Source organism: Luteimonas sp. MC1572, assembly GCF_016615815.1.
In the GTDB taxonomy this organism is placed as follows: domain Bacteria; phylum Pseudomonadota; class Gammaproteobacteria; order Xanthomonadales; family Xanthomonadaceae; genus Luteimonas.
The window spans coordinates 1,104,528-1,124,667 of record NZ_CP067112.1 but is presented as its reverse complement, the minus strand read 5'-3'; the positions used below and the strand labels follow the sequence as shown (position 1 = coordinate 1,124,667).

Annotated in this window: 21 protein-coding genes and 1 tRNA gene; 12 read left to right on the top strand and 10 right to left on the bottom strand. The window is 69.7% G+C overall.

What is annotated here, in order from left to right:
• Positions 1 to 4 precede the first annotated feature (4 nt).
• The 5 genes from panD to pcnB all read right to left on the bottom strand — a co-directional run bounded on the left by panD (position 5) and on the right by pcnB (position 4,042).
• Positions 5 to 385, bottom strand: coding sequence for an aspartate 1-decarboxylase (gene panD / locus JGR64_RS05100; protein ID WP_182821852.1), 381 nt, complete (start codon positions 383 to 385; stop codon positions 5 to 7).
• 89 nt (positions 386 to 474) lie between these two features.
• Entirely contained in the window at positions 475 to 1,329 is an 855-nt protein-coding gene (gene panC / locus JGR64_RS05095) for a pantoate--beta-alanine ligase (protein WP_199375472.1), read from the bottom strand.
• 19 nt (positions 1,330 to 1,348) lie between these two features.
• Positions 1,349 to 2,164: a 3-methyl-2-oxobutanoate hydroxymethyltransferase gene (panB, locus tag JGR64_RS05090; RefSeq protein WP_199375470.1), complete on the bottom strand. Its 816-nt coding sequence runs from the start codon at positions 2,162 to 2,164 to the stop codon at positions 1,349 to 1,351.
• A gap of 40 nt (positions 2,165 to 2,204) precedes the next feature.
• Positions 2,205 to 2,726: a 2-amino-4-hydroxy-6-hydroxymethyldihydropteridine diphosphokinase gene (folK, locus tag JGR64_RS05085; protein ID WP_199375469.1), complete on the bottom strand. Its 522-nt coding sequence runs from the start codon at positions 2,724 to 2,726 to the stop codon at positions 2,205 to 2,207.
• Positions 2,723 to 4,042 (bottom strand): polynucleotide adenylyltransferase PcnB, encoded by a 1,320-nt coding sequence (gene pcnB, locus JGR64_RS05080; RefSeq protein WP_199375468.1) that lies wholly within the window; start codon positions 4,040 to 4,042, stop codon positions 2,723 to 2,725. Before pcnB ends, folK begins: the two co-directional genes overlap by 4 nt.
• Before the next feature lie 136 nt (positions 4,043 to 4,178).
• Here pcnB and JGR64_RS05075 point away from each other — a divergent pair.
• Both JGR64_RS05075 and fdxA read left to right on the top strand, forming a co-directional pair.
• A tRNA-Glu gene (locus JGR64_RS05075) sits at positions 4,179 to 4,254 on the top strand.
• Positions 4,255 to 4,375: 121 nt separating this feature from the next.
• Positions 4,376 to 4,699 (top strand): ferredoxin FdxA, encoded by a 324-nt coding sequence (fdxA, locus tag JGR64_RS05070; protein WP_199375467.1) that lies wholly within the window; start codon positions 4,376 to 4,378, stop codon positions 4,697 to 4,699.
• A gap of 96 nt (positions 4,700 to 4,795) precedes the next feature.
• Here fdxA and JGR64_RS05065 read toward each other — a convergent pair whose 3' ends face one another.
• Entirely contained in the window at positions 4,796 to 5,317 is a 522-nt protein-coding gene (locus tag JGR64_RS05065) for a hypothetical protein (protein WP_199375466.1), read from the bottom strand.
• A 22-nt stretch (positions 5,318 to 5,339) separates the two neighbouring features.
• On the bottom strand, positions 5,340 to 6,251 hold the full coding sequence (dapA, locus tag JGR64_RS05060) for a 4-hydroxy-tetrahydrodipicolinate synthase (protein WP_199375465.1): 912 nt from the start codon (positions 6,249 to 6,251) through the stop codon (positions 5,340 to 5,342).
• Positions 6,252 to 6,447: 196 nt separating this feature from the next.
• Here dapA and JGR64_RS05055 point away from each other — a divergent pair, with 196 nt between their 5' ends.
• The 3 genes from JGR64_RS05055 (at position 6,448) to JGR64_RS05045 (ending at position 9,028) form a co-directional block, all read left to right on the top strand.
• A complete protein-coding gene (locus tag JGR64_RS05055) occupies positions 6,448 to 7,014 on the top strand; it encodes a glycine cleavage system protein R (protein WP_233348389.1) in 567 nt (188 codons plus the stop codon).
• Between the two features lie 22 nt (positions 7,015 to 7,036).
• Positions 7,037 to 7,516 carry a peroxiredoxin gene (locus JGR64_RS05050; protein ID WP_199375463.1) on the top strand — a complete coding sequence of 160 codons (480 nt, stop codon included), beginning with the start codon at positions 7,037 to 7,039 and terminating at the stop codon, positions 7,514 to 7,516.
• Between the two features lie 108 nt (positions 7,517 to 7,624).
• Positions 7,625 to 9,028, top strand: coding sequence for a PhoH family protein (locus JGR64_RS05045; RefSeq protein WP_199375733.1), 1,404 nt, complete (start codon positions 7,625 to 7,627; stop codon positions 9,026 to 9,028).
• 90 nt (positions 9,029 to 9,118) lie between these two features.
• Here the strand turns inward: JGR64_RS05045 and JGR64_RS05040 are convergent, their stop codons facing one another.
• Positions 9,119 to 10,789: a SulP family inorganic anion transporter gene (locus JGR64_RS05040; RefSeq protein ID WP_199375462.1), complete on the bottom strand. Its 1,671-nt coding sequence runs from the start codon at positions 10,787 to 10,789 to the stop codon at positions 9,119 to 9,121.
• A 70-nt stretch (positions 10,790 to 10,859) separates the two neighbouring features.
• Between JGR64_RS05040 and thiD the strand changes: the two genes are divergently transcribed.
• The 7 genes from thiD (at position 10,860) to JGR64_RS05005 (ending at position 17,659) form a co-directional block, all read left to right on the top strand.
• Positions 10,860 to 11,663 (top strand): bifunctional hydroxymethylpyrimidine kinase/phosphomethylpyrimidine kinase, encoded by an 804-nt coding sequence (thiD, locus tag JGR64_RS05035; protein WP_199375461.1) that lies wholly within the window; start codon positions 10,860 to 10,862, stop codon positions 11,661 to 11,663.
• Positions 11,660 to 12,499 carry an alpha/beta fold hydrolase gene (locus tag JGR64_RS05030; RefSeq protein ID WP_234447004.1) on the top strand — a complete coding sequence of 280 codons (840 nt, stop codon included), beginning with the start codon at positions 11,660 to 11,662 and terminating at the stop codon, positions 12,497 to 12,499. Before thiD ends, JGR64_RS05030 begins: the two co-directional genes overlap by 4 nt.
• Positions 12,500 to 12,598: 99 nt before the next feature.
• Positions 12,599 to 13,216: an XrtA/PEP-CTERM system exopolysaccharide export protein gene (locus tag JGR64_RS05025; protein ID WP_199375460.1), complete on the top strand. Its 618-nt coding sequence runs from the start codon at positions 12,599 to 12,601 to the stop codon at positions 13,214 to 13,216.
• Positions 13,216 to 14,805, top strand: a complete 1,590-nt coding sequence (locus JGR64_RS05020; protein ID WP_199375459.1) for an XrtA system polysaccharide chain length determinant — start codon at positions 13,216 to 13,218, stop codon at positions 14,803 to 14,805. Before JGR64_RS05025 ends, JGR64_RS05020 begins: the two co-directional genes overlap by 1 nt.
• Positions 14,802 to 15,572, top strand: coding sequence for a CpsD/CapB family tyrosine-protein kinase (locus JGR64_RS05015; RefSeq protein ID WP_199375458.1), 771 nt, complete (start codon positions 14,802 to 14,804; stop codon positions 15,570 to 15,572). Before JGR64_RS05020 ends, JGR64_RS05015 begins: the two co-directional genes overlap by 4 nt.
• A 22-nt stretch (positions 15,573 to 15,594) precedes the next feature.
• Positions 15,595 to 16,911, top strand: coding sequence for a hypothetical protein (locus JGR64_RS05010; RefSeq protein WP_199375457.1), 1,317 nt, complete (start codon positions 15,595 to 15,597; stop codon positions 16,909 to 16,911).
• 25 nt (positions 16,912 to 16,936) lie between these two features.
• The gene (locus tag JGR64_RS05005; protein ID WP_199375456.1) at positions 16,937 to 17,659 is read left to right on the top strand and encodes an acyltransferase; all 723 of its coding nucleotides are present in this window, start codon (positions 16,937 to 16,939) and stop codon (positions 17,657 to 17,659) included.
• A gap of 26 nt (positions 17,660 to 17,685) precedes the next feature.
• Here JGR64_RS05005 and JGR64_RS05000 read toward each other — a convergent pair whose 3' ends face one another.
• The gene (locus JGR64_RS05000) at positions 17,686 to 18,918 is read right to left on the bottom strand and encodes a pyridoxal-dependent decarboxylase, exosortase A system-associated (protein ID WP_199375455.1); all 1,233 of its coding nucleotides are present in this window, start codon (positions 18,916 to 18,918) and stop codon (positions 17,686 to 17,688) included.
• Entirely contained in the window at positions 18,915 to 20,135 is a 1,221-nt protein-coding gene (locus JGR64_RS04995) for a glycosyltransferase family 4 protein (protein WP_199375454.1), read from the bottom strand. Before JGR64_RS04995 ends, JGR64_RS05000 begins: the two co-directional genes overlap by 4 nt.
• Positions 20,136 to 20,140 lie beyond the last annotated feature (5 nt).

The following is a 20,140-nucleotide window of genomic DNA, read 5'->3' as shown; positions in this document are numbered from 1 at the left end:
CCCCTCAGGCGGCCTGTGCGGGGATGGCGTCGTTGGTGTGCGTCATCCGGTTCTGCCGGTCGACGTACACCAGGCTCGGCTTGAACGCCGCCGCCTCGGCCTCGTCGCAGGCGCCGTACGCGCAGATGATCACCAGGTCACCGGTCTCGGCCTGGTGCGCGGCGGCACCGTTGACGGAAATGATGCCGCTGCCTTCTTCGCCGCGGATCGCGTAGGTCGCGAAGCGCTTGCCGTTGTTGATGTTGTAGATCTCGATGCGCTCGTACTCGCGGATACCGGCGAGGTCGAGCAGGCGGCCGTCGATCGCGCAGGAGCCTTCGTAGTGCAGCTCGGCGTGGGTCACGGTGGCGCGGTGGATCTTGGCTTTGAGGAGCGTCAGCAGCATGGTCGTCGGGCCGTGGGGCCGTTCAGGCGGGGATGGGGCGATTCTACAAGATGGTGGTTTCACACCTGCGGGCGCCCTGCGGAAGCCGTTCACGCGTCCAGGCTGAATTCCAGGTTGTCGATCAGCCGCGTGCGGCCCAGCCGGGCCGCCACCAGCGCGACGCGCTCGCGGCCTTCGTCGTCATCGGGCTCGGCGAGCAGTGGCGTACGCACCACGGCGTAGTCCACGGCGAACCCGGCCTCCGCCAGGCGCGCCGCACCGAGCGCCTCGACCTCGCGCCACGGCATGCCGCGGCGCAGTGCGTCGCGCATCGCCAGCAGGCCACGGTGGATTTCCGGAGCCAGTGCCCGCTCGTCGGCGCCGAGGTACTGGTTGCGCGAACTGCGCGCCAGGCCGTCGGCCTCGCGCACGATCGGTGCCGGCAGCAACTCCACCGGGAACGCCAGGTCGCGGACCATGTGCCGGATCACCGCAAGCTGCTGGTAATCCTTGCGACCGAAGGCGGCAACGTCGGGCTGCACCTGGTTGAACAGCCGCGCGACCACCGTGCACACGCCGTCGAAGTGCCCCGGACGATGCGCGCCATCGAGCACGTCGGTGATACCCGGCACCTGCACGCGCACCGCGCGCGCCAGGCCGAGCGGGTACATCACGTCTAGCGAAGGCATCCATGCCAGGTCGCAGCCGGCGGCCTCGAGTCCCGCCACGTCGGCTTCGGGCGTACGCGGATACTGCGCATAGTCTTCGTCGGGCCCGAACTGGGTGGGATTGACGAACACGCTCGCCACCACCCGGTCGGCATGCGCGCGCGCCAGCTGCACCAGCGAGTGGTGGCCCGCATGCAGGTTGCCCATGGTGGGCACCAGTCCGACGCGCAGGCCTTCGCGATGCCAACCGGCCACGCGCGCGCGCAGTGCATCCAGGGTCGTTGCAACCTCGATCATGTGCTGCCCTGCCCTGTCCTTACGCGTACGAGTGCGCGGCGTCCGGGAAGCTGCCGTCCTGGACGGCGGCGATGTAGGCGCGCGCGGCGCCTTCGACCGAGCCGCCCTCGGCGAGGAAATCCTTGACGAATTTCGGGCGGCGATGGCCGGAATCGAGGCCAAGGAAATCGTGCATCACCAGCACCTGGCCGTCGCAATGCGGGCCGGCGCCGATACCGATCGTCGGCGCAGCGCTGTCGCGGGTGATGTCGGCGGCGAGGTGTGAGGGCACGCCCTCCAGCACCACCAGCGTCGCGCCGGCATCGACCACCGCGCGGGCATCGGCGCGCAGCTTGGCGGCGGCGGCATCGTCGCGGCCCTGCACCTTGAAGCCGCCGAAGCGCAGCACCGACTGCGGCGTCAGGCCGAGATGCGCGGAGACCGGGATCTCGCGTTCGGTGAGGAAACGGATCACATCGAGCTTGTGGTCGGCGCCTTCCAGCTTGACCATCTGCGCACCCGCCTGCAGCAGCCGCGTGGACGCGTCCAGCGCGCGCTCGGGCGTGGCGTCGGCCTGGAACGGCAGGTCGGAAACCAGCAGCGCATGGCGCAGCACGCGCGCGACGCAGGCGGTGTGGTAGGTGATGTCGTCGACGGTCACCGGCAGCGTCGAGTCGCGGCCCTGCACCACCATGCCCAGCGAATCGCCGATCAGGATGAGGTCGATGCCGGCGGCGTCGAAGACGCGCGCGAAGCCCGCGTCGTAGGCGGTCAGCATCGTCAGCTTGCGGCCCGCGCGGCGCGCGTCGGCAAGTCCGGGGACCGTCATCGGACGGCGTTGTTCAGTTGTGGCCATTGCGGATCATTGCAACCGGAAACCAGGGGGAGCGGCCATGTTACGCCGACGCCCCGCGCGGGGGTTCCAGCGCCACCACGCCTTCGGCATCAACGCCTGCCAGCAGCGCGCGCACGGTACCGTGGCCAGGCACCTCCATGTCGGGCGCGATCTCCGCCAGCGGCACCAGCACGAAGGCACGCAGGTGCAGGTGGGGGTGCGGCAGTACCAGGCCCGGCGCGTCGATCACCGCATCGCCATGCACCAGCAGGTCGAGGTCAAGCGTGCGCGGGCCCCAGCGACTGCCGTCCGCCGCGCGCTCGCGCCCATGGTCGCGCTCGATCGCCAGCAGCGCATCAAGCAGCGCGCGCGGCGCGAGCGTGGTCTGCAGCGTGGCCGCGGCATTGATGAAGTCGGGCTGGGACTGCAGGCCCCAGGCGGGCGTGCGGTAGCTGCGCGAAGCGCGCAGCAGCCGCGTGCCGGGCAGCGCGTCGAGCGCCGCAAGCGCCGACGCGAGGGCCTGGCCGACGTCCCCGACGTTGCCGCCAAGACCGACCGCCGCCGTGACGGCTGTCGCGGTCATCCCGCCTGTGCGGGCCGCGGACGGCGGCGACGACGGCGCGGAGCGGCCGCCTCGTCGTCTGCTTCGAACGCCGAGCTGATGGCGATCGCGTTGTCCGGGTCGAGCTGCGCTTCGCGCCAGAACGCGATGTCCTCGGCGTGGTCGTCGGACGCCGCCTGCCTGGCCAGCAGGAAATCGAACGCAGCGCGGAAGCGCGGGTGCGCGATCATCCGCGTCACGCGCTTGCGCTGGCGCTGGCCGAAGCGCGACTGCATCAGCCAGATCTCCTGCATCGGCACCGAGAAGCGGCGCGGCAATGCGATCGCCTCCAACTGGTGCACGGTGACGCGGTCCGCGGCGCGGCGCTGGGCATCGGCGGCATGCACATCCTGCGCCTGCAGCGACATCAGGGTGCGGCAATAGGCCGGCCACAGCAGCAGTGCGAACAGGAACGACGGCGAAACCGGCTCATCGGCGGCGACGCGCGCATCGGTGCCGCGCAGGCCTTCAATCAGCACCCGGCGCAGCGCGCCGCTGCGGTTGGCGGCCAGCGCCGCCGCGCTTTCAGGCAGCAGCGCGCGCAGCAGTCCATGGCGTTCGAGGCCTTCGAAACTCGCGACCGCATGGCCGGACAGGAACATCTTCAGGCATTCCTCGAACAGCCGCGCGGGCGCGGCCTCGGCCAGCAGCGGCGCCAGCGCATGCAGCGGCGCCGCGGTGGCATCGTCGATGCGGAAGCCGAGCTTGGCCGCCAGGCGCACCGCGCGCAGCATGCGCACCGGATCCTCGCGGTAGCGGGTCTCCGGGTCGCCGATCAGGCGCAGCACCCGGTTCCGTACATCCTCGAACCCGCCTACGTAATCACGGACCGAGAAGTCGTCGATCGTGTAGTACAGCGCGTTGGCGGTGAAGTCGCGCCGGATCGCATCGTCCTCGACGCTGCCGTACACGTTGTCGCGCAGCAGCCGGCCACCCTCGTGGGTCTGGCGGTCGCCGCTGCCGTCGTCGACGTTGGCGCGGAAGGTCGCGACCTCGATGATCTCGCGACCGAACACCACGTGCGCCAGGCGGAAGCGGCGGCCGATCACGCGGCAGTTGCGGAACAGCGCGCGCACCTCGTCCGGCGTGGCGCTGGTGGCGAGGTCGAAATCCTTTGGATTCCCGCCCACCAGCAGATCGCGGACCGCGCCACCTACGAGGTACGCATCGTGGCCGCATTCGCGCAGGCGGTAGAGGACGCGCAAGGCGTTGGGACTGATGCCCTTGCGGGAAATGCAGTGCTGGTCGCGGGGGATGACCCGCAGGACTGGGAAGTCGGTTGTTATGTCGTTGGGCATCTGAAAAAAGTTCGGGCCGGGCTGCCAAACGGCGCCCGCAGCTGGTTATACTAGCAAGCCACGCTGCGTTGACGACGCTGTCGTGGGCCGGTCGTCCAACCGGTGCCGCCCCTCCGGGTCGGCGATGCAACATCCAGCTCCCTTCGTCTAGAGGCCCAGGACGTGGCCCTCTCAAGGCTAAAACACGGGTTCGAATCCCGTAGGGAGCACCAATCCAGCAGGGCCCGCAGCCGGCGACGGACGCGGGCCCTGTCTTTTTGCGGAGGCCATGCGCGGCCAGTCGCCGCCCCGCTGGCGCTACAATGGCGGGCCTCAACGGACCCCGCGCGCATCATGCCCTTCGTCGTCACCGAAAACTGCATCAAGTGCAAGTACACCGACTGCGTCGAAGTGTGCCCGGTCGACTGTTTCCACGAAGGTCCGAACTTCCTGGTGATCGATCCGGACGAGTGCATCGACTGCACGTTGTGCGAGCCGGAGTGCCCGATCGGCGCCATCTATCCGGAAGACGACGTGCCCGCGGGGCAGGAAGGCTTCCTGGCGCTGAACGCCGAGCTGTCGAAGGAGTGGCCGGTGATCACTACCCGCAAGGACGGCCCGGCCGACGCCAAGGAATGGGAAGGCAAGCCGAACAAGCTGCCGCTCCTCGAGCGCTGAGCGCCTCCATACGGACCGGATCCGCACAGCAACACGGCCCGTTTCCGGGCCGCGTCTGGACACATGGCGCATGCGCCGGGCGATGCCCGGCGGCGCTTACTCCGCCAGGCCGGCCTTCAGGGCCTCGATGACCTTCACCGCGCCTTCGCCGGTGGCGGCCAGTCCGCGCGGATCGACCGCGGACACGTAGGTACCGCCATCGACCTTGGTCACCCGCACCAGGAACTTGCTGTCGGCGAAATCGATGTCGTAGGTGCCCAGCACCTGCGCCTTGCTGACCACGGTCACGCCGTCGATGCCCTGCAGCAGGCCTTCGACGCGCTGGAACACCACGTCACGCTCGGCCGCCACGGTGAAGCCGTTGCTGGCGGCGGCGGTACCGGCCGCGGCAGGCGCCGACATGCTCGAACGGCTCACGCTGCCGGCTTCGGGCATGCGCAGCGCCGAACTGGTGTCGGGGCGGTCGAGGTCCGGCGGCACTTCGAGCGGGCGGTTTTCGGGGCTCTGCGCGTACAGGGCGTTGTCCTTGCGCAACCAGCTGCAACCGGCGGTGGCGACCAGTACGACGGCGAGCGCGGCGACGGTGGTCGAGCGAAGGGCTGTGCGGGAAAGCGGCATGGGGATCTCCTGGGAAAGCGGTTCAGGCCGCGAGTGCGTCGCGGCAGGATTGTTCGAGGGCCTCGAGGCCGGCGGCAATGCCGTCGGCTGCGGCGGCGTGTGCGTGGGACAGCGGCAGCAGCGGCAGGCGGATGCCGTCGCGATGGCCAAGGCCGCGCCGTGCAAGCAGCGCCTTGACCGGGATCGGGTTGGATTCGACCCCGCAGAACGCGACCGTCTCGCCAAGCCGCGCATTGAGCGCGGCGGCAGCGACGGCGTTACCGGCGCGGGCCAGGTCGCACAGCAGGCGGAACGCCGCGGGCGCCGCGTTCGACGCCACCGACACCACGCCGTCGGCACCGGCCAGCATGTCACGCACCGCGGTGGGATCGTCGCCGCTCAGGATGCTGAAGCCGGGGCCGCGCAGGCGCAGCAGGGCCTGCATGCGGTCGGCGTCGCCACGCGCTTCCTTGATGCCGATGATGGCCGGATGCGTGGCCAGCCCCGCCACCGTTGCCGGCAACATGTCGCAGCCGGTGCGCGGCGGCACGTTGTACAGCACCACGGGGAGCGCGCCGTCATCGGCTACGGCCCGGTAATGCGCCACCAGGCCGGCCTGTGTAGGTCGCACGTAGGGCGGCGTGACCACCAGCGCCGCATCGGCACCGCATGCGGCCGCGCGGCGCGTCTGCGCGATGGTGCGCGCGGTGGCCGACTGCCCGGTGCCGGCCAACACCGGTACACGCCCCGCCACCTGCGCCACCGCGGCACGCAGCAGCGTCTCGTACTCGTCATCGGTCAGCGCGGCGGCTTCGCCGGTGGAACCGGCGACGACGAGTGCCTGGGTGCCCGCCGCCAGCTGCGCGTCGATCAGGCGCTGCCAGGCGTCGAGGTCAAGGTCGCCGGACGCCGTGAACGGGGTCACCAGCGCGGTGATGCTGCCGGAAAGATGCAAGCTGGGCCTTCGAGGGGAAACCGTGCGGAATGCGGCGCAAGTATGCGCGCGGCGGGTCGATCTTACTTGCGGGCTCGAAGCGCGGGCAAGTATGCTGGCCGCAGCCTCCGGGCGCCCGCGGAGCCTGCGTTCAGGCCACCGGCGGGAAGCGGCTCCCCGGGTCTCCTTCGCCATCGCCGCTCCCGTGGAACCCGCCTTGACCGACACCGATACCACCGCGCGGCCCGCGCCGACCGAAAACCACCTGCTGATCAACGCCTATACGACGCATCCGCGCTCGCCGCTGCTGGCGGTGTCGCGACGCATCGCCGACAGCGGCTGCAACCTGGTCGACACGCGCCTGTCCACCGTGGGCCGCGATGTCTCGGTCACCGCGCTCGCCACCGGGTCGTGGGACGCGGTCGCCAAGCTCGAAGCCATGCTGTCGCGCCTGGAGCGCGAGGAAGACCTGAAGCTCGTCTGGTACCGCACCGGCCCGAAGCCCATCCAGTCCAACCTGCTGCCGTACATCGTCGAAGTGGTGGCGTCGGACAAGCCGGGGATCCTGTTCCAGCTGGCGGATTTCTTCGACCACCAGAACATCACCATCGAGAGCCTGCACTGCTCGCGCTACCGCGCCATGCAGACCGGCGCCGACATGTTCTCGGCGCAGATCACCATCGGCGTGCCGGCCGACATGCACATCGCCGCGCTGCGCGACGACTTCCTCGAGTTCTGCGACCACCTGAATCTCGACGCCATCATGGATCCGATGAAGTTCTGACGCGGCCGCCGACAGCAGACCGATGAACGAAGCCGACACGATCGACCGCGCGACCCGCGACCTGCCGTTGCAGCTTTCGGGCGGCACCACGACCACGCTTGGCGCGTATGCCGGACGCTGGCTGGCGCTGTACTTCTATCCCAAGGACGCCACGCCCGGCTGCACCACCGAGGGCCTGGACTTCAACGCCCTGCTCCCCGAATTCGAAGCACTCGCCGCCGACGTGCTCGGCGTCTCGCGCGACACGGTGAAGTCGCACGACAACTTCTGCACGAAACAGGGGTTCCGCTTCGCGCTGGTGAGCGACGCGGAAGAGGCCCTGTGCCGCGCGTTCGACGTGATCCGCGAGAAGAACATGTACGGCCGCAAGGTGATCGGCATCGAGCGCAGCACCTTCCTGGTCGATCCCGGCGGCCGCATCCATCGCGCCTGGCGCAAGGTGCGCGTGCCCGGGCATGCCCAGGCCGTGCTCGACGCACTGAAGGACGCGCGCTCCCGGTGAGCCGCCCCTGCGCCGCGTGGCTTCCCCGCCCTCCCGCGCACTCCCCGCCGGCCTGCCGCCGCGCGCATCCACTTGCCACCCTCACCTGACGGGACTGGAGTCCTGATGATCACAGACGCCAAGCTGATCTACGTGCTCGACACCAATGTGCTGATGCACGACCCGACCGCGCTGTTCAAGTTCGAGGAGCATGACGTCTACCTTCCGATGCAGGTCATCGAGGAGCTCGACAACGGCAAGAAGGGCACGACGGAAGCGAGCCGCAACGCACGTCAGGCCAGCCGCTTCATCAACGAGCTGATCGAGGCGCAGGGCGCCGACCGCATCGCCTCGGGGCTCAGGCTCGAGCGCCCGGGCGGGCTGCAGCTGCGCGGCACCGGGAGTTCCGGCTGCCTGCGCTTCCAGACCACCGCGCCGAAAGAGGATGCCGGCTCGTTCGCGGTGACCGGGCCCGACAACCGCATCCTCGGCGCGATCCTGGACCTGCGCCGCACCGAGCCCGACCACCCGGTGGTGTTCGTCTCCAAGGACATCAACCTGCGCATCAAGGCCGCCATCGCCGGCCTGGCCAGCGAGGACTACGAGAACGACCGCGCGCTCGACGATTTCAGCCTGCTCTACACCGGCGCCACCGCGCTGCCGGAGGATTTCTGGCAGCGCCACGGCAAGGAGCTGAAGTCCTGGACCGACAAGGGCCGCACCTATTACGAGCTGCGCCGCACCGATGACGATGACTGGCATCCCAACCAGTACCTCTACCTGCCCGGCGACGAAGATGCCGAGCTGCGCGTGGCGAAGGTGGAAGGCGACCGGGTCACGCTGCAGATCGTCGACGACTACCGCAGCCACCAGCATGCGGTGTGGGGCATCGTGGCGCGCAACCGCGAGCAGAACTTCGCACTGAACGCGCTGATGGACCCGGAGATCGATTTCGTCACGCTGCTCGGCACCGCCGGCACGGGCAAGACATTGCTGGCGCTGGCCGCGGGCCTTGCGCAGACGATGGATGCGCAGCGCTACCGCGAGATCATCATGACGCGCGCCACCATCAGCGTGGGCGAGGACATCGGTTTCCTGCCGGGCACGGAGGAGGAAAAGATGACGCCCTGGATGGGCGCGTTGACCGACAACCTGGAAGTGCTGATGCCGCACAACAAGGACGGCGGCAGCTGGGGCCGGGCGGCGACCAACGACCTGCTGGCATCGCGCATCAAGATCCGCTCGATGAACTTCATGCGCGGGCGCACGCTGCTCGATCGCTGGTTGATCCTGGACGAGGCGCAGAACCTCACGCCCAAGCAGATGAAGACGCTGATCACGCGCGCGGGCCCGGGCACCAAGATCGTGTGCCTCGGCAACGTGGAGCAGATCGATACGCCGTACCTTACCGAGACCACTTCCGGGCTGACGTACGCGGTGGATCGCTTCAAGCACTGGGCGCACAGCGCGCACGTGACGCTGCGCCGCGGCGAGCGGTCGCGGCTGGCGGATTACGCGTCAGAGGTGCTGTAGCGGGTTTGGTCGCGCCCGCTGTGGCCCTGTGGGTTGGGGCCTCGCGGGGCTGTGGTCGCACGAGGTGCTCGGTAGCGGGCGAGCCGCCCCTCAATCGTCCTGCGGTGCCTCGGCGCCCTTGCGCGTGGCCTGCGTGTAACGCAGCGCGGACGCGAGGTCCTTGAAGTAGCTGGCGGGATCGTCGCGACGGATGATGTCGGCGCGCAGCAGTTTGCGCAGGACGCCGAGGTTGGCGCCGCTGAGCAGCACCTGGATGCCGCGTGCGCGCAGGCCGGTGATCGTGGATTCGAGTCGCTTGAGACCGGTGGCGTCCATGAAGGGCACGCGGTCGAGGCGCAGCGCGACGTGGCTCGGCGCGGTGCGCGACCAGGACAGGGCGCGCTGCAGCGAGTCCACCGAACCGAAGAAGAACGGGCCCTCGATCGCGTACACCAGGACGTCCTCGGGCAGGGCTTCCATGCCGGCCAGTGCCAACTCCTGCTGCAGGCTGGCCTGCCCGTGCTGGACCACTTCGACCGAAGCGCTCATCCGGCGCATGAACTGGAACATGGCCAGGATCACGCCGATATTCACTGCCACCACCAGGTCGGTGAGGAGCGTGAGGGCGAAGGTCACCAGCAGGATCACCACGTCGGCGCGCGGCGCCTTGCGCGCCATGCGCAGGAACCGTCCCGCTTCGCTCATGTTCCAGGCGACGACGAACAGGATCGCCGCCAGCGCGCACAGCGGGACCTTGCCGGCATACGGCGCCAGCACCACCAGCACCAGCAGCAGGGTGATCGAGTGCACCACGCCGGCCAGCGGACCGGTCGCGCCGTTGCGGTGGTTGGTGGCGGTGCGCGCCAGCGCGCCGGTCGCGGCGATACCGCCGAACAGCGGCGACAGGATGTTGGCGATGCCCTGCCCCACCAGTTCCTGGTTGGAGTCGTGGCGGGTGCCGCCCATGCCGTCGGCGATCACCGCCGACAGCAGCGATTCGATCGCGCCGAGCATGGCGATGGTGAACGCCGCCGGCAGCAGCAGGGTCACGGTGTCGAAGTCCATGTCCGGCCAGGCGAACGACGGCAGCTGGCGCGGGATCGCGCCGAACGCGGATTCAATCGTGGCCACGCCCTGCGGCGCGAACGCGACGTTGAACACGGTTGCGGCCAGCATTGCCAGCAAGGGACCCGGCACCTTGGCCAGGTACGGCAATCGCGGGCCGAGGACCGCCAAGGCCAGACTGCCCAGCGCCAGCAGCGTGGTCGGCAGGTGCAGGCCCGGCAGCGCCTGCAGCAGGCCCCAGGCCTGGCGGTAGAACGCGCCTGCGGCCGGCGCGGGCAGGCCGAAGAAGTACTGCCACTGGCCCACCCAGATGATCACCGCGATGCCGGCAGTGAAGCCCACGATCACCGGGTCGGGAATGAAGCGGATCACCCCGCCCAGGCGCGCCAGGCCCATCAGCACCAGCATCACGCCGGCCATCAGCGTGGCCACCAGCAGCCCCTGCACGCCGAACTCGGCCACCACCCCGGCGAGGATGACCACGAAGGCGCCGGTAGGACCCGCGACCTGGATGCGCGTGCCGCCGAACAGCGCCACCGCCGCTCCGGCGATGATCGCGGTGTACAGGCCCTGCTCCGGCTTGACCCCGCTGGCGATCGCGAACGCCATCGCCAGCGGCAGGGCGACGATGCCAACCACGATGCCCGCGGTGATGTCGGCGAGCCAGCGCTCACGCTTGAACAGCCCGGCGCGCCAGGCTTCGACGGCGGCGATCATGCGGTGGGGGCCTCGGCCTCGATCGGGAACTGCCCCATCATAAGCAGCCGGCAGCCGGCACAATAGGCGCATGTCCAAGACCATCGTTTCCGCGCTGACCATCGCCGGCTCCGACTCCGGCGGCGGCGCCGGGATCCAGGCCGACCTCAAGGCATTCGCCGCGCACGACGTGCACGGGCTGTCCGCGATTGCCGCACTGACCGCGCAACACACCCGTGGCGTCACCGCGGTGCACGTGCCGCCGGTGGCGTTCCTGCGCGCGCAGATCGATGCCTGCTTCGACGATTTCAACATCGGCGCGGTCAAGCTGGGGATGCTCGCTTCGGCCGAGGTGATCCACGCGGTCGCCGATGCGCTCGAGGTGCATCGCCCCGCCTGGCTGGTCGTCGACCCGGTCATGGTCGCCACGTCCGGCGCGCGCCTGCTGGAATCCGACGCGCTCGACGCCATGCGCACGCGGCTGCTGCCGATGGCCGACCTGCTGACGCCCAACATCCCGGAAGCCGAGCTGCTGCTCGGCGCGCCAATCGCCGACGCAGCAGCCGCAGCGGACGCGCTTGCGGCGCTGCGCGCGATGGGCGCGCGTGGCGTGCTGCTGAAGGGAGGTCATCTCGCCGAAGGCGACACTGTCGTCGACCGGCTTTCCGAAGGCGCCGGCGTCCGCGAATTCCGCCAGCCGCGCATGGATGTCGACGGCCACGGCACGGGCTGCACCCTGGCGTCGGCGATCGCCGCGAACCTCTGCCTCGGCCGCTCCATGGCAGACGCGTGCAGTGACGCCGTGGCCTATGTGCACCGGGCACTGCAGCTCGGCATCCGCCCGGGGCGCAGCGACGTGCTGGTGCTCGGCCACATCGCAGCGCGCCCGCGGTGAGTGGTGCCGACGGGGCGCGCGTGATCGCGGTCGAGGCTGCCGATGGCCACCGCTACGAGCTGCTCGCCCGCATCCCCGCGCAGCCACGCCGCAGCCTGCTGTGGCTGCCGGCGCTCGGCATCGCGGCGCGCCATTACCTGCCATTCGCCGAAGCGCTTGCCGCGCGCGGCATCGCGGTGTTCATCCACGAATGGCGCGGCCACGGCAGCAGCAGCCTGCGCGCCAGCCGCGCCGTCGACTGGGGCTATCGCGAACTGCTTGAACGTGACATTCCCGCAAGTGAAGCGGTGATCGATGCGACCCTGCCCGGCCTGCCGCGCGTGGCCGGCGGACACAGCCTTGGCGGGCAGCTTGCCTGCTGCCGGCTCGCGCTCGCGCCGGCAGCGGCGGGCACGCTCTGGCTGGTCGGCAGCGGAGCACCATGGTGGCGCGCCTTCCGCCTGCGCGAGCGCTTGTGGCTGCCGCTGGCGTACCGCTTCCTGCCGTGGCTCGCGGATCGCGCCGGTGCACTGCCCGGCCGCCACATCGGCTTCGGCGGCAACGAGGCGCGCGGGCTGCTGCGCGACTGGGCCGCAACGGCCATCAGCGGTCGGTACGCCGCGATCGGTCTTGGTGACCTGGAGCCACGCATGGCCGCGGTGGACGTGCAGGTGCGTGCCGCGCTTCTGGAACGCGACTGGCTGGCACCCGCGTCATCACTGCAATACCTGCTGTCCAGACTTCCCCGGGCGCAGGCCGAGGTCACGGTCCTCTCCGCTTCCGCGCTGGGCGTGCCCGCGGATCATTTTGCATGGATGAAGTCGCCGCACGCGATCGCCGCCTGGCTCGGCAGCTGAATCAGCGCGGCTGAACGGAACACCAGACGCGGGCCGCTGACCGGGCGCGCTTCGATTTGCCGTTGTTACTGGCAATCCGGTTCCGTGGAAGTGCAGCACATGATCGTGTTCCGACTGATCACCACTATCGCGCTGGCGGCCCTGCTGGGCGCATGCGCATCGTCCCATGGCAGCGTCGATGCCCCTCCCGACCAGCCCCGCGCCGCCGTCGGCGAATACCTGATCGGCGTCGACGATATCGTCCAGGTGACTGTGTGGCGCAATCCTGAACTGGGGATCACGGTTCCCGTTCGTCCCGACGGAATGATCTCGGTGCCGCTGGTGGGTGACGTGGTGGCCGGTGGCCTCGCGCCTTCGGCCGTGGCCGCCAACATCCAGGAGAAGCTCGCCGCCTACGTGCGCGACCCGCAGGTGGCCGTGATCCTGACCGACCTGCGGAGTCATGAGTACCTGTCGCGCGTGCGGGTGACCGGGGCCGTGCGGCAGCCGATTTCAATCCCGTACCGCCAGGGGATGACGGTGCTCGACGCGGTGCTGGCAGCGGGCGGTGTCAACGAGTTCGCGGCGTCCGACCGTGCCGCCCTGTACCGCCGCAACGACGACTCGACCACGACCTATGCCGTGCGCCTGGACCGTATCCTCGACCGCGGCGACCTGACCACCAACCACCGGGTGGCACCGGGCGACGTGATCACGATCCCGGAGCGCGCATTCTGATGGCTTCCAACGCCCTGGCCGCGCCACGTCGTCCCGGCCTCCCGCTGCCCAGCACCTCCGAGCTCGCGCCAAACGAGTTGCTTCCCATCCTGCTGCGCGAAGTGCGGGCACGTATCGTGCCCCTGGTTTCGATATTCACCGCGATCGCCCTGCTCACCCTTGTCGTGGGCCTGTTCGTGATCCCGCGCATCTACACCGCCTCGGTCACGATCCTCGCCCAGGACAGCGACATCATCCAGCCACTGCTCGAGGGCCGCGCCGTTCCCACCGGCGTTGCCGACCGTGCCGGCATGGCGCGCCAGATTGTCTACGGCCGCAAGGTCCTGTCAGCAGCGATGGCTGTCGGTGGTTGGCTTGATGCAAGTCCCAGCCCGCTCGAACAGGACCGGCTGATGGAGGAGATCCGCAACCGCACGCTGATCGAGAGCCCGCGACCCGAACTGGTGCAGATCAGTTACCGCGACCGCGACCCCGAACGCGCCTTCCGGATCACCGAAGCCTTTGGCTCCATGTTCATGAGCGAAGCCGCGGCGGCCAAGGGACGCGAGAGCCGCGAGGCCTACGAGTTCATCGACAGCAAGGTGCAGGAGTACCACGCCAAGCTGTCGAGCGCCGAGGGCAACCTGCAGGAATACCAGTCGCGCAACGTCGACGCCCAGCCCGGCAGCGCCGCAGATGCCACCACCCGGATCGGTGCACTGCGCACCCAGCTCGAGCAGACGCGGATGGCGCTGCTGGAGCAGGAATCGCGCGAGTCGTCGATCGAGGCGCAGCTGTCGGGCGAGTCCGCGGTGACCGCGGTGCAGACCCGCGAGGGCCTGTACCGGACGCGCCTGATCGAGCTCCAGTCCGAGCGCGACCGCCTGTTGCTGACCTACACCGAGCAGCATCCCGACGTGGTCCGCCTCCGCCACCAGATCGACGACATCAACCGGATGCTCGCCGACGAGCGCAGCCGCCGCGAATCACCCGGCGGCGCCGGCAGCCTGTCCGACGAAGCGCAGGCCAACCCGCTCTACCAGGAACTGCGCAGCCAGCTGGCACAGGCGCGGCGCGAGACGGCGGCCACACGCTCGCGGCTGCAGATCGCGCAGTCGCTGCTGGACGACGAGCTCGACCGCAGCCGGCGCATCGCGGCCTCCGAAGGTGCGCTTGCCGAACTCACCCGTGACTACGAGGTCAACCGCGAGATCTACCAGGACCTGTTGCGTCGACGCGAGAATGCGCGGGTATCGATGGGCCTCGACCAGGAAAACCGCGGCCTCACGCTGCGCATCCAGGATCCCGCGACCATGCCGCTGCGCCCGACGGGACTGCGCTTCATGCATATCGCGGCCGCCGGCCTGCTGGTTGCGATCGCGCTGCCACTGGCCCTGGTGTTCGCGGTGGTGCGCTTCGACCCGCGGGTGCGGTCGCCGCACCTCATCGTCAAACACTCCCAGCTGCCCCTGCTGACCACCGTGCCTGCCTATCCCACTCCCGGCGAGCGCCGGCGCGAGTATGCTTCGATGGCGCTCGCCATCGCGATGGTCGGCTCGGTGGTGCTGGTCTATGTCTTCACCTACGCCTACAAGGTGGTAGTCGCATGAGTGCCGCATCGGTGATCGACCCGCACCCCACCCGCGACACCCCGGAGGGCGCCGCCAACGCCGCGAAGCCGCGCCATGAAGGTTCGCGCAACCTGGCCCGCGTCCAGCAGACGCCGCTGACCCCGCGCGCACTCGAGGAGCGCCGCCTGATCCACCGGCAGGACTCGGTCCGCGTCCAGGCCGACGCATTCCGCGACCTGCGCACGCGGCTGCTCAACCTGCGCGGCAACCAGAACTTCATCACCCTGGTGGCGCCGGTCGGGCATGGCTGTGGCGGCAGCTTCGTTGCCCGCAACCTCGCGCTCGCATTCGCCTTTGACGAGGCCAAGACCGCCCTGCTGGTCGACTGCGATGCGCTGCATCCAAGCCACCACATGGCACTCGCTGCCGGCAGCGACAACCGCGGGCTGATGGACTACCTCGGCGGCGGCATCGATGACCTTGCGGAGATCCAGTACCCGACCGGCATCCCGCGACTGCAGCTGATCCCCAACGGCAGCGTGCGCGAGATCGCCGGCGAGTACTTCACCTCCGCGCGCGCGCGCACCATGATCGACTCGCTGCGCGCCGCCGACCCGAACCGCTACATCATCCTCGATGCACCCTCGGCCCTGAACTCTCCCGACGCGCGCATCCTGTCCGACCTGGCCGACGTCGTCGTGCTCGTCGCCGGGTACGGCAAGGTGACGCTCGACGCGATCGACAAGGCCGCCGCCAACTTCGACCCGGACAAACTCGCGGGCATCGTGTTCAACGACAACCACTGATCGCCAGCGGAGGGGGATTGCCATGGGAAGGTCCCGCATACGGACTTCGTTGATCGCCGCCGCCGTGGCCGTGGCGCTCGCGGCACCGGTCGCCGCGCACGCGGCCCGCATCAGCTACGTGGTCGATGCAGGCGTCGAGCACGACGACAACGTCCGCCTGGACGCGGTGGAACCGGACAGCCAGGTGATCATGCGCGCCGGGGTCGGCTTCGTGGCCACCCAGGAAGGCTCAACCGTGCAGGCGGTGGTCACCGGCCGCGCCGACTACCGCCACTTCGAAGAAGGCGTCGACAACGGCGTGGAAGGCGTCCTGTCCGCCTACCTGAACTGGGTCATGGTTCCCGAACGGCTCAGCTTCGCCATCCAGGACGAACTCGAGCTGCAGGCGATCGACCGCTTCGCACCCGACTCGCCCGACAACCGCCAGCAGGTCAACGTGCTCTCGCTGGGCCCGAACTTCCTGTTCCACGTGGGCGACACCCTGCAGGGCCGCCTGGAAGCGCGCTACATCGACACCCACGCCGAGGTGACCGACGAGTTCAACTCGAACCGCATCGGCGCCGCGCTGCGCGTGGCCAAGGCCTTCGACGAGAACAGCAGCCTGGGCGTGAACGCGCAATGGACCGATGTCGATTACGACCAGGACCTCGTCGCGCGCGACCACGAACGGATCGACCTGTACGCCCACTACGTCCGCGTCCTCGCCAACACCGACTACGCCATCGACGCCGGCTACTCGCGGCTGGATTACGACGACGGCGAGCGACGCACTGGCCCGCTGCTCCGTTTGGAGGCGGGCTGGCGGCCAGGCGAGCGCACCCGCCTGTCGCTGGCGCTGGTGGACCAGTTCTCCGACGCCGCCGACACGGCGCTGATCGAAGGTGTCGCCGACAGGTCCGCGGCCAGCATCCCCGAAGGCGTCCTGGTCGACGACAGCGCGGTCATCGCGTCGGCCTACCGCGAACAGCGCGTCAGTTTCGCATGGGCCTACAGCGGTGAGCGCCTCGGCTGGCGGGTTCAGCCGTATGCGCAAAGGCTCCGCTACATCGATGCGCAGCAACCCGACGAGGAGGTCCAGGGCGTGCTGCTCGGCCTGGACTACCGCTTCCGGCCCGACCTGACGTTGCGCGCCTGGGCCGGCGGCGAACGCGTCGACTACACGCTGCTCGATGCGCAGGAAGACACGCGCCGCGCCGGCCTCACGCTGGAGAAGCACTGGACGCGGCACTGGAGCACGTCGCTCAGCTATTTCCGCTACGAGCGCGACAGCGACATCCTCGCCGACGTCCACCAGAACATCTGGTACATCTGGATGTCCTACAGCAACCGCCCGCGATGAGGCCACCGGACGTGGGCATGACGACGTGAACGCACTGGCGGCACTTCGCCACTGGACGCGCACCTCGGCCCACCCCGCGGCTGCCGCCGCGCGGCGTGCGAGGGGGATCGGCCGCGGCCTGACCCTGCCGGCACCGCGCATCGTGGTGCGGCCTTACCTCTGGCTGTTCCTGGCCGCGCGCGGCACGCTGTTCTTCCTGCGCCGCATCCTCGTGGCCGAGCCGCTCTTCAAGGCGTACTGCACCCGCGTCGGCCGCGGCGTGACCACCGGCATCTACGTTCCCTGGGTGCAGGGCAGCGGCGAACTCGTGGTCGGCGACCACGTCCACGTCAGCGGGCAGATCTCGATCAACTTCGCCGCGAGCTTCAGCGATCGCCCACGCCTGGAGATCGGCGATCATTCCGATATCGCCCACCTGACCCGTTTCGTGGTCGGGCGCGAGATCCGCATCGGGCGTCACGTCCAGGTCGCAGGCGGCGTGACGTTCCGAGACTCGGGCGGGCATCCCACCGATCCCGAGCGCCGGCGCCTCGGCGGCGCGCCGGACCCGGAAGACGTCAAGCCCATCGTGGTCCACGACCACGCATGGATCGGGACCGGCGTGCTGGTCATGCCGGGCACCGAGATCGGCGAGGGTGCGATCGTCTCCGCACACGCCGTGGTCTCCGGCAAGGTGGCGCCGTACAGCATCGTCGCCGGCAACCCGGCGCGCCGGATCGGCATGGTCGAGCAGTCAGCCGCCGCCTAGGTGGCGCCAACGGCCGGCGGCGCGCGTCAGACCAGTGCTTCGGCCACGTCGGGATGGCCGAGGAAGGCACGCGGGCTCGCGCTGCGCCCATAGGCGCCGGACTGGAAGACCACCACAAGGTCGCCGGGTTGCGCGACGCCCAGCTCCATGCGGTCGCCGAGCAGGTCCAGCGGCGTGCACAGCGGCCCGACGACACTGGCCGTCTCCACCGCGCCACGGCGGCCGTTGACCATCACGGGATAGTTGCGGCGCATGACCTGGCCGAAGTTGCCGGAGGCCGCGAGATGGTGGTGCATGCCGCCGTCGACGACCAGGAACACCTGCCCGCGCGAGTGCTTGCGGTCGACGACGCGCGACACGTAGATCCCGGCCTCGCCCACCAGGTAGCGGCCGAGCTCGATCACGATGTGCGCGCCGGGCGCATCGCCGCGCAGCCGCGCGGTCAGCGCGGCGAGGTTTGCCACGACCGGCGCCAGGTCGAGGTCGCTCTCGTTGGGCGCATAGGGGATGCCGAAGCCGCCACCGAGGTTCAGGCTGCGCAACGGCGCCGGCAGCAGGCCTGCCCACTCCATCGCCAGTTCGTAGCTCCGCGTCTGCGCCTCGACGATCGCCGCGGAGCGCAGGTTCTGCGATCCGGCGAACATGTGGAAGCCCTCGAACGCCAGTCCCGCCGCACCGATGGTGCGCAACGCGGCCGGGATCTCCTCGGCGTCGATGCCGAACTGGCGCGCGCCGCCGGTCATCTTCATGCCCGACGCCTTGAGTTCGAACGGCAGGTTCACGCGCAGTGCGACGCGCGCCGGCGTGCCCGTGGCCTCGCTCGCGCGGGCGAGGATGTCGATTTCACGGAACGATTCGATGTTCACCAGCACGCCGGCCGCTTGCGCCTGGACAAGCTCGGCGTCGGATTTCCCGGGCCCGGCGAAGCTCACGTGCTCCGGGTCCGCTCCTGCGTCCAGCGCCACGCGCAGTTCCCCCGCCGAGGCGACGTCGATGCCGTCCACCAGCGATGCCATGTGCGCGACGAGGGCGGGCATCGGGTTGGCCTTCATCGCGTAGTGCACGCGCACGCCGGCAGGCAGCAGGGCGCGAAGGCCGTCGCTGCGCGCGGTCAGGCGCGCGCGGTCATACAGGTAGCAGGGCGTGGAGCCCACGGCCGCGACCACGCGCGACAGCGGCTTGCCGCCCACCAGCAGTTCCCCGGCGGCGTCGGTAGGCCATGCCATCACCGGATTGCCGGCGTTGCTGGAGTCGTTCACTGGATGGCCTTCCGCGCGGCAAGCGCATGATGGAACGCGATCAGTTCCTCGATATTGTTGCGCCATTGCCGGTGGGCGGCGATATAGCGGCGCGCGGCGGCGCCTACCCTGGCCAGGACCGCGCGGTCGCGGCTCCGCGCCAGGACACTCGCGACCGCGGCATCGAGGTCGCCGGCCTTGAACATCCAGCCCGTCTCCCCCTCCACCAGCACTTCGCGGATCGGCTCGAAGTCGGGCGCGACCGGCGGCACGCCGCAGGCCATGAACTCGAACAGCTTCACGGGCGACGTGTAGTCGCCGGCGCTCGGCAGGACGGCCATGTCCATCGCCGCGAGCAGCCCGGGCACCTCGTCATGCGCCACGCGCCCCGTCATCACCACCTGCGACGACAGCCCGCGGGACTCGACCAGCGCACGCAGCGCGGGATAGGTGGCCCCATCGCCCACCAGCAGCAGTTTCAGGTGTGGCGCCGCCTCGAGGTGGTCCGCGATGCGGTGCACGAAGCGGTCGATCGCATGCCATGGCACGAACCCGCCGAGGTAGCCACAGACCACGTGGCCGTCCAGCCCCAGGCGCGCCCGGGTGCCCTCGCGCTGCTGCTCGCTGAAGGTGAACTTGGCGATGTCCGCGGCGTTCGGCGTCACGATGGCCGGTGCCATGGCCCCGTGCGCCGCCAGCGCGCGGTCGCGGAAGATGCCCGACACGAACACCAGCCCGCTGGCATTGCGGAAGGCCAGGCGCTCGATGGCCATCGCCAGCCCGCGGAACGCCAAGGGCCGCACCCGTTCGACGGTGGCCGAGTCGTTGACCTCCAGGATGATCGGGATCCGGCGCAACCGCGCCAGCCAAATCGGCGCGTACATGAACAGCGAATAGCGCTCGTAGATGAAGTCGACGTCGCGGTTGCGCAGCAGCCAGGCGGCGATGCGCCAGCCCGCGACGACGTTGTAGGCGAGCTCGGCAAGCTCGAACAGCGGCTCGGGCAGGCCGGTCACCAGCTTCATCCACGGCCTCGCCTGCCGGGTCGGCGACATCGCGCGTGGCGACGAATAGGGATCGGCGCCCGGCAGCGAGATGATGTCGACCGCGACCCCCTTGGCACGCAGGGCATCGGTGATCCCGCGGATGTGCACGCCCTCGACGGCCTTGCCCTGCGTGCGATGGTGGTAGAGCACCTTGCGGACCGACTTGCGGCCCGCGTGGCCAATGCTGTCCATTCCGT

Excerpts from the sequence above, each read along its gene's own strand:
- JGR64_RS05015 (WP_199375458.1), top strand. The coding sequence starts at position 14,802 with ATGAGTGCCGCATCGGTGATCGACCCGCACCCCACCCGCGACACCCCG.
- panB (WP_199375470.1), bottom strand. The coding sequence starts at position 2,164 with ATGGCCACAACTGAACAACGCCGTCCGATGACGGTCCCCGGACTTGCC.
- pcnB (WP_199375468.1), bottom strand. The coding sequence starts at position 4,042 with ATGCCCAACGACATAACAACCGACTTCCCAGTCCTGCGGGTCATCCCC.
- JGR64_RS05020 (WP_199375459.1), top strand. The coding sequence starts at position 13,216 with ATGGCTTCCAACGCCCTGGCCGCGCCACGTCGTCCCGGCCTCCCGCTG.
- panD (WP_182821852.1), bottom strand. The coding sequence starts at position 385 with ATGCTGCTGACGCTCCTCAAAGCCAAGATCCACCGCGCCACCGTGACC.
- JGR64_RS05025 (WP_199375460.1), top strand. The coding sequence starts at position 12,599 with ATGATCGTGTTCCGACTGATCACCACTATCGCGCTGGCGGCCCTGCTG.
- JGR64_RS05065 (WP_199375466.1), bottom strand. The coding sequence starts at position 5,317 with ATGCCGCTTTCCCGCACAGCCCTTCGCTCGACCACCGTCGCCGCGCTC.
- JGR64_RS05010 (WP_199375457.1), top strand. The coding sequence starts at position 15,595 with ATGGGAAGGTCCCGCATACGGACTTCGTTGATCGCCGCCGCCGTGGCC.
- folK (WP_199375469.1), bottom strand. The coding sequence starts at position 2,726 with ATGACCGCGACAGCCGTCACGGCGGCGGTCGGTCTTGGCGGCAACGTC.
- JGR64_RS05040 (WP_199375462.1), bottom strand. The coding sequence starts at position 10,789 with ATGATCGCCGCCGTCGAAGCCTGGCGCGCCGGGCTGTTCAAGCGTGAG.
- panC (WP_199375472.1), bottom strand. The coding sequence starts at position 1,329 with ATGATCGAGGTTGCAACGACCCTGGATGCACTGCGCGCGCGCGTGGCC.
- JGR64_RS05050 (WP_199375463.1), top strand. The coding sequence starts at position 7,037 with ATGAACGAAGCCGACACGATCGACCGCGCGACCCGCGACCTGCCGTTG.
- thiD (WP_199375461.1), top strand. The coding sequence starts at position 10,860 with ATGTCCAAGACCATCGTTTCCGCGCTGACCATCGCCGGCTCCGACTCC.
- fdxA (WP_199375467.1), top strand. The coding sequence starts at position 4,376 with ATGCCCTTCGTCGTCACCGAAAACTGCATCAAGTGCAAGTACACCGAC.
- JGR64_RS04995 (WP_199375454.1), bottom strand. The coding sequence starts at position 20,135 with ATGGACAGCATTGGCCACGCGGGCCGCAAGTCGGTCCGCAAGGTGCTC.